Source organism: Desulfosarcina variabilis str. Montpellier (assembly GCF_048565275.1).
Classification (GTDB): domain Bacteria; phylum Desulfobacterota; class Desulfobacteria; order Desulfobacterales; family Desulfosarcinaceae; genus Desulfosarcina; species Desulfosarcina variabilis.
Genome location: NZ_CP159846.1, coordinates 8759599 through 8773786 on the forward strand (window position 1 = coordinate 8759599; position 14188 = coordinate 8773786).

Annotated in this window: 9 protein-coding genes; 4 read left to right on the plus strand and 5 right to left on the minus strand. The window is 55.0% G+C overall.

Going from position 1 to position 14188, the window contains the following annotated elements; translation table 11 throughout:
- Positions 1 to 43: 43 nt before the first annotated feature.
- From Dvar_RS39455 to Dvar_RS39475, 5 genes are all read right to left on the minus strand, one after another.
- On the minus strand, positions 44 to 1471 hold the full coding sequence (locus Dvar_RS39455; RefSeq protein WP_419658944.1) for a trimethylamine methyltransferase family protein: 1428 nt from the start codon (positions 1469 to 1471) through the stop codon (positions 44 to 46).
- Between the two features lie 350 nt (positions 1472 to 1821).
- A complete protein-coding gene (locus tag Dvar_RS39460) occupies positions 1822 to 2547 on the minus strand; it encodes a FadR/GntR family transcriptional regulator (RefSeq protein WP_419658945.1) in 726 nt (241 codons plus the stop codon).
- 503 nt (positions 2548 to 3050) lie between these two features.
- On the minus strand, positions 3051 to 3278 hold the full coding sequence (locus tag Dvar_RS39465) for a hypothetical protein (protein ID WP_419658946.1): 228 nt from the start codon (positions 3276 to 3278) through the stop codon (positions 3051 to 3053).
- On the minus strand, positions 3238 to 4488 hold the full coding sequence (locus Dvar_RS39470) for a glycosyltransferase (RefSeq protein WP_419658947.1): 1251 nt from the start codon (positions 4486 to 4488) through the stop codon (positions 3238 to 3240). The genes Dvar_RS39465 and Dvar_RS39470 overlap by 41 nt, the downstream gene beginning before the upstream one ends.
- Positions 4485 to 5147: a DUF5752 family protein gene (locus Dvar_RS39475; protein ID WP_419658948.1), complete on the minus strand. Its 663-nt coding sequence runs from the start codon at positions 5145 to 5147 to the stop codon at positions 4485 to 4487. The genes Dvar_RS39470 and Dvar_RS39475 overlap by 4 nt, the downstream gene beginning before the upstream one ends.
- A gap of 315 nt (positions 5148 to 5462) precedes the next feature.
- Between Dvar_RS39475 and treZ the strand changes: the two genes are divergently transcribed.
- Genes treZ through malQ form a run of 4 tightly spaced genes read left to right on the plus strand, consistent with a single transcriptional unit; the run spans position 5463 to position 14052 of the window.
- Positions 5463 to 7334 (plus strand): malto-oligosyltrehalose trehalohydrolase, encoded by a 1872-nt coding sequence (gene treZ / locus Dvar_RS39480; RefSeq protein ID WP_419658949.1) that lies wholly within the window; start codon positions 5463 to 5465, stop codon positions 7332 to 7334.
- Complete coding sequence (locus Dvar_RS39485) at positions 7331 to 9760, plus strand: DUF3536 domain-containing protein (protein WP_419658950.1); 2430 nt, start codon at positions 7331 to 7333, stop codon at positions 9758 to 9760. Before treZ ends, Dvar_RS39485 begins: the two co-directional genes overlap by 4 nt.
- Before the next feature lie 3 nt (positions 9761 to 9763).
- Entirely contained in the window at positions 9764 to 12559 is a 2796-nt protein-coding gene (treY, locus tag Dvar_RS39490) for a malto-oligosyltrehalose synthase (RefSeq protein ID WP_419658951.1), read from the plus strand.
- Complete coding sequence (gene malQ / locus Dvar_RS39495; RefSeq protein ID WP_419658952.1) at positions 12556 to 14052, plus strand: 4-alpha-glucanotransferase; 1497 nt, start codon at positions 12556 to 12558, stop codon at positions 14050 to 14052. Before treY ends, malQ begins: the two co-directional genes overlap by 4 nt.
- The last annotated feature ends 136 nt before the right edge of the window (positions 14053 to 14188 follow it).

The following is a 14188-nucleotide window of genomic DNA, read 5'->3' on the forward strand; positions in this document are numbered from 1 at the left end:
TGTTGACGGTTAAGGATTCACGCGGTTAGCCTCAGACAGGCTCTTATGTCCAATGCCGGCTCATTTCATCTATTGCCTGCATAATCCGGTCGTCCACCGGCGCGGCGGGCTGCTGGGCCATCAAGGCCAACGTTCGCTCGCGCACCCGGGAACCCAGGTCCCGGGCCCCTGTTTCCAGCCAGTTATCGTATCCACTGCGGTCGAAAAGCTGAGAATACCAGACCTCACGGAAGTGCTGCATGGTATGCTCGAGCATCAGATAATTGTCTCCCGGCCCCACTTCATCGATGACATCCAATGCCAGGGCCGCCTCGCTCACATCCAGCCCTTGCATGTACTGACCGACCATGTGCAACACTTCGTTGACCAGCACCATGTGCTCGGGTGAAGCCATGGTGGCATATTCCAAAAGACCGGCGTCATGGACCAGGTTGGCACCGCTGAGGGCCGAGGAAAAACAGGAGAAGACCGCTTCGACTGCCGCCTGCGCATCCGGCAGTTTGGAATCCGAGCAGCCGGCCGTACCGTAAAACGGAATCTGGTAGTGGCGGGCGATCTGGCACTGCGCGGCAACCATCAGGTTCATCTCGGGCGCTCCGAAAGAGAAAATGCTGCTACGCATGTCCATAATGGTGGAAAGGGAGCCCATGACCACGGGACTTCCTGTTTTGGCCAGCTGGATGAGAACCAGGCAGGCAAGGGCTTCCGCATTGCCCTGGGCCACCGCCCCGGCAAAACTCATGGGTGCCGTGCTGCCGGTCTGGATGCCGTTGTACACCACCTGCGGGATATGGTGCTCGGCGCAAAACAGCATCTGGTCGACCACATGGTCCGGCAACACCAGGGGGGAAATGGTGGTGACAAACGATGCCATCGGCGGTGCCGCGGCAAAGTCCGTTGCATCGCTGACAAACACCCGCGCCATTTCATAGATGTCCCGCAAATTGTCGACCGTGTTGCTGGAAACAACCACGGGTTTTTGAGAATAGACCAGAGCCTGCCGGGCCGCATAGCGGTCGGCGACTGAGGATGGGACATCGGCCATGGCCCCGAAGGTCATGCCCCAGGTATAGTTGGGCAGGCTGTCGGAAAGCATGACGATTTTGCGACAATCGTCAAGGGTCAGCTGGCGACGCTGGCCGGACTGCGGATCCAGGTAGTAAACGTCATCGAGGGTAGCACCGAACCAGGACCGGTCATGTTCCAGAATCACGGCCGGCGCTGCACTGCGGTCCCCCAAAACGACGCGTGACGGTGCGTTGACAATGGCCGCGTCGAGCATGTCGCGGGGAATCCGGACCCGGTTCCCGTCCACCTGGGCGCCGCTGTCGGCAAAGATCTTCCTGGCCATGGGATGGGTGACCTTGACCCCGGTGCGCGACAGGATCATGGCGGTGGCTGCGTGCAGTTTCAACACCTGCGCCTGGCTGAGCACCTGGAGCGTGGGCCTGAAGTTCAGCTCTTTTTCCATTTCCCGACCAATCCTTTCCTCATCTGCGGGTTGATCGTTCCCAGATGGACCTGCATGGCTTCGGCGGCATCCTCGGCCGTACCGGCTGCAATGCAGTTCACAATAATGGCCTGTATTTCAAGCAGATTATCGAACTGTTATGAACACATGAACTCCATAACTCAAGACCACAATAACGCCGCCCAAAAAGGCTTGTCAATATTCATTGAATTGTATTCAAATATTTTTTTTCATTTTTTGGCCATCCCCTAAACTGGAGCGAGATGCCTAGTTTGACTGATGCTTTAAGGTTGGGTTTTAAGTGGAAAAGCGAGCGTTTCGGTTACAGCCATGAAGGGAAATTCAGGCGGCTAATGCCCTTCTTTTTCGGGGAACGCCTTTTGGAGCTCGGTATCGACGATGCTCAAATGTCGGAACATTTCCGCCTTGGCCTTTTCGCCATCTCCGGATTCGATGTACATGACCACACGACGGGCCGTGGAAACGGCTTTTTCCACGTTGAACGGCATCGAAATATGGAGGGAATCATCCATGAAACCAATGTGGTGGTGGGCACGGTCGACAAGCAGTTTGACAATTTCGTAAAGGGCGTCGTTGTTGGCGGCGTCGGCCACGGCCATATGGAAATCAAAATCAAGCCTGTAAAACGCTTCGGTATCCGTGAAAGAGGCTTCCATTTGAGCGGTGATACCTTTGAGGCGTGCGATACTGTCGTCATCCGCATCCTTGGCCGCCAGGCGGGCGACTTCACATTCGACAATCTCACGGGCTTTCATCAGATCCGCCAAAGAGACCGCTTCGATGGCCTTGTCGAATCGGGCCCATTTTTGCGGGGCACTTTCCGCAATGTCGGAAACAAAGGTACCTTTTCCCTGGATGACCTTCAGGTATCCCATGACGTTGAGAATCCGCACGGCTTCCCGAACCGTTCCCAATCCGACACTGAACATCTTGGCCAGTTTGCGCTGGGAAGGAAGGCAGGCCCCCCGTGCCAGTTTTCCGTTTTCAATCTGTTCGGCAATCTGTTGAACCAGGGCTTCCGGTGCGGAATGAATCCGGATAGAGTCAAATTTCATCGCCTGCCTGTTCTTTGTAGGTTTCGCAGCCTATTTTTTAGACATGAATTGAGCGCAATAAATCGTATACCGCCAAGGCAGCGCAAGCAACTGTTTTTCAACCATGCGCCCGGCCGTCGGATAAAAAGAGAAACAGGGCATGGCAATCATCACCGGATCACCGAACATCGGATGGGGATTGCCGGAAATGTGCGATCGACTTTTTAATTTAAATGGCCTACCACTGTGTAAAAGCCCCCGATATGCCTAAATAAAGGATCAATCCAATGACTGTCATAACGAAAAGGGTGACTCCCAAGGCCATCCAATCCTGCTCATTCATACTTTCCTCCTTTGTTCAATGGGAACAGTGATAAGAAAGGATCGATAAAGGTCAAGAGGAGTCAACTGTAAAGTGAAATGATACAGTTCCAATGGCAGCGAATCAGTATCAACGGTGATCGGCGAGTGTTCCCACTCGATTAAATTCTAATGACAACAGATTTTCACTGTCAATATCATTTTCATGCGGAAGAGATTTCAACATTCAGGTTTCTCAGACGATTGATCGCTCCAGCCAACGCCAATCTTCGCGGGCGGGCAAAAAAGACAGGCCCGTTTTCATTCTGGGAAAAAATTGACAGCTTCTCATTTTCAATCCGGTTGTCCACCGCATTGGCCAGATCGGATGGCGACAGCAGCTGATCCTTATCAATGATTGTTGAACAGTTCGATCCGTTCCCGAACCCCACGGACAACGGCCACCATCAACGTGAGATACTCCCTAAGATGGCGGGTGAGCAGATAATTTTCCAGTACAAAGGCTCTAGCGGTGGCGCCCATCTCTTTTAAGCGATCCGTGTGCTTGATCAGATAGCGGATGCGCAGGGCGGCGCCTTCGGGAGTACTTACCAGAAAACCGGTATAATGGTTGACGATCTGGATGCGAATGCCGCCGGCGTTGCCACCGATAACCGGTTTGCCCTTCCACATGGCCTCGGTAACGGTCAAGCCGAAGCCTTCTTTGATCGATTTTTGCAGGACGATATCGGAGATGCGTTGAATGGCATTGATGGTTCGATGCGCATCGGGGGGAAGCATCAGGATGTGGATATCCGGATCACCCTTGGCAGCCATTTTCACCTCGGCCAGCACCTCCTCGCCCTCCGGGTCGTCGGTGGCCGTACCACCGGCAAGGATCAGCTGCAGGGGGGGGCCGAAGGCCTTGGCCATCTGGTACGCCTGAATGACGCCGACCGGGTCTTTGAACCGGTCAAAACGGGAGATCTGCGAGATAACCGGCCGTTCAGGATCGATATGGTAATCCTTGTAAATGGCGTTGGTCTCTTCTTCGTCCAATTCAATGTTCTTATCGCTTAAGGGATCGATACTGGGCGGGATGATGTACATCGGGTGATTCATGGGTTGAGCAAAAGCAGGCAACGAGTAAATGCTGGCATCGTAGCCATTGATAAATTGCTGCAGGTACTTCCACACCGGCCGGTGGGGACGGCTCGCATCAATATGACAGCGCCAAATCCACTTTCCTTTTCGGTCATGGCACAGGTTCAAAAGCGGTACCGGCTGAGGATCGTGAATAACCACGATGTCACTGTCCTTCAACCGCGCCTGTAGCCGTTCAAAATTACGGGCATTGGTGGTTTCGTAATGTTGCAGAAGGTCGTCCGGGATCTCTTCGCGATCGCCCTGCAGAGCATTGTGCATTTTTTTTGTACACTGGAAGTACTGGGCATCTCCGGAAACCACCTCCCAACCGGCTCGGATTCCCAACTCCTGCTTCAACGGGATCAAGCGATGCAAGATTTCAGCCACCCCACCGCCTTCGCGGGTGGAATTGACATGGACGACGTTCATCCCCTCCAATGGTTCAGCCAATTGATAAAGATGGTCGATGACCTCGTTGCCGACAATGGCGGCATAGCGGGTGAGCATATCGGTCATGAGGCATTTCCCTTCGACAAGTATTGCTTGAGCACCCTTTCAAGTTCACTGCGCAACTCTAAAATGCTGTTAAAATACGGATCGATGGCCGCAATCTTGGCGGCACACGGGGCATACGGCGCCCCCCATCCCCACAGCCACTCGCTAAAGTCATCTCTTCCGCTTTCGGTCCGACGACGTGCATCGATGAGATGGTAGAAAAGGCTTCCCAAAGCGAGGCTCGGGATGATGTCACCCAACTGCTCCGGCGTTTGGGCCCGCTCGCGTGTATCGAAGATGACAATTTGGGAACGCATGAAAAAAAACGGCTTTTCTGCTTCGGTGTGGGGATCAAAATCATCTTCATCCATGCGCTCCTCCACCACGTCAATGATTCGCCGGTGCAGGTCGTCAATGGATTTAAATTCGGTGGGATTGAGAATGGACAACCGCTCGGCCAGGCGCCGGTCATGCAGGTCGTGGTAAGCCCAGGCGGCAAAATCGTTTTGGTACTCCGGATCGACAAATTGCGGCCGTAGCAGCCCTCCCCAGAAATGAAAATAGGTCACTGCTGGATCTTCTATTCTAAGCAACCGGTCCAACAGCTCACGAAGATTATGCGCCTTTTCTCCGATGGCGATGGCAATCAGGGCGCAATCCATGATGGCAAACGGATCCAATTTTCCTGTCCTTAAGTTTAAAGTTGAAAATACGTTTCGCGCGAAGGCAACAGCCGCAATATTGTACGGAATCAGACGTGTGCAACGAAGGTGCGTTTGCAACAGTACGGGGGGAATAGCTTTACAAATAAAAACAATATAATATGCTATATTAGCAAGATTCCGGGGATTGTCAACCTTTTGCTGCCGGAGAAGACGACCATGCCACGCCATCGACGTTGACTTTCAGGGGGTTGTGTGCTCCTAATAAATAGTGCTCATTCAGAGTATTATCGGTTGCGGGAAGAGATTTAAAAACCCGTGGAGGCTTACTCTATGAAACCGTCGCTGGGCGCCACGTATTTGGGTGATGGCCGCTGTCGGTTTGTTGTATGGGCGCCGCTGGCGCAAGCCGTGGACGTATGCATCATCTATCCAGCTGAGCGAATCGAAAGGCTGAATAAAAAAGAAAAAGGCTATCATCAGATTATCTTGAAGGGTATCGATCCGGCTGCTCGCTACCGCTATCGGCTGCATGTCAATCAGACGCCGGGAGTTCCACCCAAACCACTGGAGAGGCCCGACCCGGCCTCGCAATATCAGCCCGAGGGCGTTCACGGGCCTTCCCAGGTGGTCGACCCGGCCTTTGACTGGCAGGATGCGCATTGGTGCGGCATGCCACTTTCACGGTATATCATTTACGAACTGCATGTGGGCACCTTCAGCGATGCAGGCACGTTTGATGGCGTCACGGCGCAGTTGGATCGGCTGACTGAAATCGGCATCACCGCCGTGGAATTGATGCCCGTGGCCCAGTTTCCCGGGAACCGCAACTGGGGCTATGACGGCGCCTATCCCTTTGCCGCTCAGCATTCCTATGGCGGACCGCAGGGCCTCAAGCGGCTGGTTGACGCCTGCCATCGCAAGGGACTGGCGGTGGTGTTGGATGTGGTCTACAATCATCTGGGGCCGGAAGGCAATTACCTTGGCGACTTCGGCCCCTATTTTACCGACGTTTATCGATCGCCCTGGGGCCAGGCCATCAATTTCGACGGTCCCCACAGCGATGCAGTGCGCCGCTTTTTTATCGAAAATGCCCTCTACTGGGTCGGCGAATGTCATATCGATGCGCTCAGAATCGATGCCGTGCATGCCATTTTTGATTTCACAGCACGCCCTTTTTTGGAACAGCTTGCCCTGGCGGTTCACCGGGAAGGCAGGCGCTTGGATCGCCGCATCTACTGCATCGCCGAAAGCGCCCTCAACGATACCCGCATAATTCGCCCCCGCCAGTTGGGCGGCTTTGATCTGGACGCCCAGTGGAACGACGACTTTCACCATGCCCTGCACAGCCTGTTGACCGGCGAAAAATCGGGATATTATCAGGACTTCGGACGACTTTCGGATTTGGCCGCAAGCCTGCGCGATGGGTTTGTCTACTCGGGCCAGTACTCCGCCTTTCGCCGGCGCAGCCATGGCAACGCATCGCGGACCATTCCCGCCCGACAATTTGTTGTCTTTGCCCAGAACCACGACCAGATCGGCAATCGCATGCAAGGCGAGCGCCTGGCCCAACTGGTCGACTTCGAACGGCTCAAACTGGCCGCCGGCGTGGTGTTGCTGTCGCCTTTTATTCCGCTGCTTTTCATGGGCGAGGAATACGCGGAGGTGGCGCCGTTTCGGTACTTTATCAGTCACACCGATCCGGAACTGGTGGAAGCGGTGCGCCAGGGCCGGCGCCGGGAATTTGCCGCCTTCGGCTGGAAGGCGGATCCACCGGATCCCCAGGACGACGCCACCTTCCTGCAGGCAAAACTAACCCCCGCACTGTGCCGCAGGGGCCATCACCAGGTGTTGATGCGCTTTTACAGCGAACTGATCCGTCTTCGAACGGCCCATTCATGTCTGGCGCAACTGAGCAAAAGGCGGATGCGGGTTGTCGATGACGAGCAAAGAATGCTCATTTTAGTGCGACGGTGGACACGCATGACCGACGCCTGGATCATCTTTCATTTCGGTAGCGATCATCAATCCATAGCTGCCTCCATTTCCAAAGGCCGGTGGACAAAGGCATTGGATTCCGCGGAAAAACAGTGGCAGGGCCCGGGCAGCCCGGTGGCGGCCGAAATCGAATCAACCGGCACGGTCACCCTGTGCCGTCCACCAAGCTCTGTATTGGTTTTAACCCGGGAAAGAAATCACCCATGACACAGCGCTATATATGCTTCCACGGTCACTTTTACCAACCGCCGCGGGAAAACGCCTGGTTGGAATCCATCGAGCTTCAGGATTCGGCCTATCCCTATCACGACTGGAACACCCGTATCACCGCTGAGTGTTATGGGGCCAACGCCCGCTCGCGTATTTTGGACGATCAGGGCCGTATTGTCAGAATGGTGAACAACTATAGCAAAATGAGTTTTAATTTCGGCCCCACGTTGTTGTCCTGGATGGTGAACCATGCGCCGGACGTCTACCAAACCATTTTGCAAGCCGACATCAAAAGCCGCGAGCGGTTTTCAGGCCACGGCTCGGCAATCGCCCAGGCCTATAACCACATCATCCTGCCCCTGGCCAACCGCCGCGACAAATACACGCAGATTCTGTGGGGAATTCGGGATTTTGCCCATCGCTTTGGGCGCCGACCCGAAGGGATGTGGCTGCCGGAGAGCGCAGTGAACCGACAATCACTTGATATCATGGCCGAACTGGGCATTCGCTTCACGATCCTGAGCCCCCATCAAGCTGCCGCCGTGCGCCCCGTAGACGCCCCCCAGTGGCATGATGTCAGCGACGGAACCATCGATCCGACCATGCCCTATATCCAGCAGCTGGACGCCGGGCGCCGTATTGCCATTTTTTTCTACGACAGTCACCTCTCCCGGGCAGTGGCATTCGAACGCTTGCTGGGAAACGGTGAAGCATTTGCCAACCGTATCTTAAGCGCGTTTTCGGATGAACGGTCCCATCCCCAGCTGGTCAATCTGGCCACCGACGGTGAAAGTTACGGCCACCACCATCGATTCGGCGACATGGCCCTGGCCTATGCACTGGATTATATCGAAACCAACCAGCTGGCCCGCCTGACCAACTATGGTGCGTATCTGGCCGACCATCCACCATCCTGGGAGGTGGAGATCGTCGACAACACCTCATGGAGCTGCGTTCACGGGATAGCGCGCTGGTGCAGCGACTGCGGCTGCAATACCGGTCACCATCGGGAGTGGAACCAGGCGTGGCGCAAGCCGTTGCGCAAGGCCATGGATTGTCTCCGCGACACGCTTGAGTCCTCCTATACGGAAAAGGCGGGACAATATCTCAAGGATCCCTGGCAGGCGCGCGACGACTATATTGCGGTGGTCATGAATCGCACGCCGGATACCCTTGAGCGATTTTTCAAGCGTCATTCAGTGCAGCAGCTGATGCCGGCAAGCCGAACCACGATACTGAAGCTGCTGGAGATGCAGCGCTATCTGATGCTGATGTACACCAGTTGCGGATGGTTTTTTGACGATATTTCCGGTATCGAAACCGTGCAAGCCATTCAGTATGCCGGCCGCGCCATCCAGCTGTACAGCGACATTTTCAACGCCGATATTGAGACCCGGTTTCTTGAACAGCTGGAGCAGGCCAAAAGCAATATCGCCCATCACCGTGACGGCCGCCGGGTTTTTGAAAAATTCGTTAAACCCGCCATGGTCGACCTCAGAAAGGTGGCGGCCCATTATGCCATCAGCTCCCTGTTTGAAGACTATCCGCAACAGGCGGAAATCTTCTGTTATCAGGTATTGCGCAGGGACGTGCACAGCACCGAGGCCGGCAAGGCCAAGCTGGCCGTGGGGCGGGTGACCATCGTTTCCACCATCACCCAGGAGAGCGCCGGATTTTATTTTGGCGTCATGCATTTTGGAGACCATAACCTGGCCTGCGGCATCCGAGAATACATGGATGGTGAAAGCTATGGCCAGCTGTTGAATCAGATTTTCGACAGTTTTGCAAAAGCCGATTTTCCCGAGGTACTGCGGATCCAGGACCATTATTTTGAATCATCACGGTACTCACTGAAGTCCCTGTTTCGCGATGAACAGCGCAAGGTCCTGGATATTATCCTGAAAGCGACCGAGGACGACGCCCAATCCACATACCGGCATATCTTCGAGCATCATATTCCGCTGATGCGCTTTTTGAAAGATGCCCACAGTCCGCCCCCCAGAGCGCTTGCCGTGGCGGCCGAAATCGTCGTCAACAGTGAGCTGTGCCGCGAATTTGCCGACGATCATCTTGATGTTGAAACCATTCAGACCCTTTTGGCGGAGGCTCATCTGGCCGGCATCTCCCTGGACGCCGATACCCTTGAATATACCTTGCGAAAAAACCTCGAACGCATGGCTGAAATGTTTCAGTCCGATCCGCAGCAGCATGAACGCCTTGAAAAAATGGTGGCCGGGGTCGAGTTGGTGTACGCCCTGCCCTTTGACGTGAACCTGAGAAAGGTTCAGGATCTGCACTACGAATTAATCCAGACCACCTATCCGAGGTTCAAACAACATGCGCAACAGCAAGACCGCGCCGCCGGGCGGTGGGTCGCGGACTTCAAGAAGCTCAGCGACAAGCTGTTGATCCGGCTTGAATGAACCATGAACATCCCCCATGCCACATATCGCCTGCAATTCAATCCGCAATTCAGGTTTAGGCAGGCCGCAAAGATCGTTTCCTACCTGGCCGATTTGGGCGTTTCGCATGTTTACGCCTCCCCGGTGTTCAAGGCCAGGCAGGGCAGTGCCCACGGCTATGACGGGGTGGATCCCAATCAACTGAATCCCGAGCTGGGCACCGGGTCTGATTTTGAAGGTCTTCACCGGAAGCTGAAGCAGCGCCGCATCGGTTGGCTTCAGGATATCGTTCCCAACCACATGGCGTTTGACGGGGCCAACCGGATGCTGATGGATGTCCTGGAGCATGGCCCCCATTCGCCATACGCCGCTTTTTTCGACATTGGCTGGCATGGGCCGGGAAGCGCCACCCCTGAGCGGCTCATGGCACCGTTTTTGGGCCGCCGCTACGCCCAATGCCTGGAGGATGGTGAACTCAAATTAAGTTTCGATGCCTCTGGTTTTGCCGTCAACTACTACCAGCTTAGACTGCCGCTGAAGATTGAATCATACCTGATATTGCTGAAAGCGATCGCTGAACGCCTTGAATCCAAGGCTGGCGACAACCAAGTGGGTGATGCGCCCCTTGCCGATGTCATCAATTGCATTGAAGCCATTGACGCACGCTCAAACGCCGACACCCGCCGCCAGGAAACCCGGCGGGTGAAAAAGGCGCTGTTCGATCTATACGATGGCAATGGGAAAGTTCGGCAATGCATTGAACAGACCCTTTGGCACTACAGCCAGGGCCGGGACGCGGGCGGACGCGTTGATGATCTGGACCGGCTCCTGTCCGATCAGTTTTTTCGCCTGTGTCACTGGACGGTAGCCGGCCAGATAATCAACTACCGCCGGTTTTTCGACATTAACGAGCTGATTTGTTTGCGCCAGGAAAATCGGGCTGTATTCGATGGCACGCACGGGTTGATCAAACAGCTGGTGGATGACGGATATATCGATGGGGTACGGATCGATCACATCGATGGCCTGGCCGATCCCGCCGCATACCTCAGGCGGCTCAGGGCCCATCTGGGCGACATTTATATCGTTGTGGAAAAAATCCTTCAAGCGGAAGAATCGCTGCCCACCGGATGGCCGATTCAAGGCACGACCGGCTATGATTTTACCCAGCGGCTCAACGGATTGTTCTGTGCAACGGACAACGAAGCGATCTTTGACGACATTTACAACGCGTTCACCGGTCAGACGACCGACTTCGACCATCTATTGGTTGACTGCAAGCGACGGTTCCTGAAAGAACAGTTCGGCGGCGATCTGCACAACCTGGTCGATCGAATCCTTCACGCGGCCGGCCAACCCCGCAATGGCCGCCAACTGACACGTCAAGGGCTGATGCAAAGCCTGACGCAAATCCTGATCCGGTTCCCGGTATACCGGACCTATATTGATCAAAACGGGCCAAATGCGGCCGACCGTGCATGCATTCAAGCCGCCGTGGCATCGGCCCGGCAGGACAGCGCGTCACCGGCGCCTGAAATGACCTTTCTCAGCCAATTGCTCCTGGATGCCAATGTGAAACCAACCGGCATCGGCCCGGCGACGGATGTCGATCCGATCATCGTCAAATTCCAGCAACTGACAGCGCCATTGATGGCCAAAGGGCTCGAAGATACGGCCCTGTATATTTACAGCAGGCTGATTTCACTCAACGATGTGGGCGGTGACCCACGCCGTTTCGGGTGCCGCCCGCATGACTTCCATGCATTCATCAAAACCAGAGCCGACCGCTGGCCCCATACCATGAACAGTTCCGCAACCCACGATTCCAAACGGGGCGAAGACGTCAGGGCCCGCATCAATGTGTTATCCGAGATGCCCAAAGCGTGGCGGGACCATCTTTCCCGCTGGCACGGCTTGAATCAGGTGAAGAAAAATCGGATTGACGGCGCACCGGTCCCCGATCGAAATGAGGAGTATCTGCTGTACCAAACCCTTTTGGGCGCTTATCCGTTTGACAATCCGCCCGGCACCGCGTTTACGCAACGGATCAGCCGTTACATGGTCAAAGCCCTGCGCGAAGCAAAAATCCATTCATCCTGGATAAAGGTGAACGCGCCGTACGAGGACGCCGCTTGCGCTTTCATTGAAAAGATCCTGCACCCCACCGAGGACGGTTCGTTTCTGCAGGCATTTTTACCGTTTTGGAAAAAGGTTGCGTTTTACGGCATCTGGAACAGCCTTTCTCAAACCTTGCTTAAAATCACCGTTCCCGGTGTTCCCGATTTTTACCAGGGCACCGAGCTTTTCGATTTTAATCTGGTCGATCCGGACAACCGGCGACCGGTTGACGTTGATAAACGGAAACGATTGCTGGCGGACATGTTGAACCACTTTTCTTCCGATCCGTTGGGCCTGATCGAGGCGCTACTCACCCATCGAGATGACGGACGCATCAAGCTTTTTCTGATCGCCCGCGCCCTTCGCGCCCGAAAGAAACGCGCACGAGTGTATCAGGCAGGATCATATGTGCCGTTGGCGATCGCCGGCAGGTTCAAGGCGCACGTGATCGCCTTTGCCCGAATGCACGACGCCCGCTGCAGCATCACCGTGGTGCCTCGACTTTTGACCGGCCTGATCGAGGCGCATCAGTATCCGCTTGGCAGGCGTGTGTGGCAGGACACGGAAATCGTTTTTCCTTGCACAACGGCGCGGCGCTGGAAAAATAGTTTCACCGGTGAAATCGTCGAGGCCGCAACGTCCGTAAACGTCGGCCGGATTTTAAACCACTTTCCGTGTGCCTTGTTGGAGGATACCCAATGAATCTCAGATCGAGCGGCATCCTGATGCACCTGACATCGTTGCCCGGTCTTTTCGGAATCGGTGACATGGGACCACAGGCTTACCGGTTTGCCGATTTTTTGGCGCAAACCCACCAACGCTACTGGCAAATCCTGCCGCTGACGCCCATTGATCCGGATCACAACGGATCGCCCTATCACAGCCCATCGGCTTTTGCCGGCAATCCCCTGCTGATCAGTCCCGAGCGACTGGTCCAGGATGGGCTCTTGGATGCGGCCGATTTGGCTGCCGTGCCCGAGTTACCTGCCGACCGGGTGGATTTTTCAGCCGTCAACGCCTTTAAGGAGAAGCTGCTGGAGCGGGCCTATGATCGGTTTAAGGCCCGGGGCCGGGATGCGGAGTATGAGCGGTTTTGCCGTCGACATACCGGATGGCTGGATGATTTTGTTCTTTTCGATACGCTGAAATCCTATTACGGCAACGTGTCATGGGACCAGTGGCCCGTAAAAATACGCGACCGGGATGCCAAGGCATTATTGGCGGTTCAATCCGAGCTGGCCGAGCACCTGAACCTGCGTCGATTTGTGCAATATATCTTCTACAGTCAGTGGGCGGATTTGCGACGCTATTGCGGCCAAAAGCAGGTTCGGATCATCGGCGACATGCCGATCTACCTGCCCTACGAAAGCGCGGATGTCTGGCGGCACCCGCAATTTTTCAAACTGGGCAAGAACAAGCGGCCGAGGCGGGTTTCCGGCGTCCCCCCCGATTATTTCAGTGACACCGGTCAGCTGTGGGGGCATCCGGTGTACAATTGGGATGGGCTGCAAAAAAAAGACTATGCCTGGTGGATTCAACGCCTGGAACATCAGCTAGGCCTTTTTGATGTGCTGCGCATTGATCACTTTCGCGGATTGGTGGCCTATTGGGAGGTGTCCGCCGCGGCCAAAACCGCCGTCAATGGAAAATGGATGCCGGTGCCGGTTGATGACTTTTTCGGTAAAATAGCAAAGCACTTTGCCTACCTGCCGATCATTGCCGAAGATCTGGGAACCATCACCGCCGACGTCAGGGAAGTCATGTGCCGATATCGATTGCCCGGCATGCGCGTGCTGCTTTTTGCATTTGGTGAAGATTTCCCTGACGGCTCCTTTTTACCCCACAATCACATCAGACATTGTTTTGTCTACACCGGGACCCACGACAACAATACGGTCAGAGGCTGGTTTGAAAACGAAGCCGATAAAAAGGCGAAAAAGCGATGGCGCAGCTATATCGGCCGCAATGTATCAGCCGCCAACATCTCCTGGGAAATGATCCGCTTGGCCATGATGTCGGTGGCCGACACCGTTATTATCCCTATGCAGGACCTGCTCGGCCTGGGGGCCGACGCCCGCATGAACGACCCGTCAACCACTAAAGGAAACTGGCACTGGCGTCTGGAAAACGATGCGATTACCAAACCATTGACCCGCCGGTTGCGAAATATGACCGAAACCTACGGCCGATCGTAAGATGATGGATAGGATGCTCGTAGCTATATATCGGCAATATCAGGGGAAAGCCAAGATAGCTATGTGCAAAATTGACCCCAAACCCGGATTCAACATTCGGGTCTGGGGCAGCCAATTGACGATCGGTCCACACATT

What these genes read in the sequence shown, in the direction of transcription:
- malQ (WP_419658952.1), top strand. Translation starts at nt 12,556, where the DNA reads ATGAATCTCAGATCGAGCGGCATCCTGATGCACCTGACATCGTTGCCC.
- Dvar_RS39455 (WP_419658944.1), bottom strand. Translation starts at nt 1,471, where the DNA reads ATGGAAAAAGAGCTGAACTTCAGGCCCACGCTCCAGGTGCTCAGCCAG.
- Dvar_RS39460 (WP_419658945.1), bottom strand. Translation starts at nt 2,547, where the DNA reads ATGAAATTTGACTCTATCCGGATTCATTCCGCACCGGAAGCCCTGGTT.
- treY (WP_419658951.1), top strand. Translation starts at nt 9,764, where the DNA reads ATGAACATCCCCCATGCCACATATCGCCTGCAATTCAATCCGCAATTC.
- Dvar_RS39485 (WP_419658950.1), top strand. Translation starts at nt 7,331, where the DNA reads ATGACACAGCGCTATATATGCTTCCACGGTCACTTTTACCAACCGCCG.
- treZ (WP_419658949.1), top strand. Translation starts at nt 5,463, where the DNA reads ATGAAACCGTCGCTGGGCGCCACGTATTTGGGTGATGGCCGCTGTCGG.
- Dvar_RS39470 (WP_419658947.1), bottom strand. Translation starts at nt 4,488, where the DNA reads ATGACCGATATGCTCACCCGCTATGCCGCCATTGTCGGCAACGAGGTC.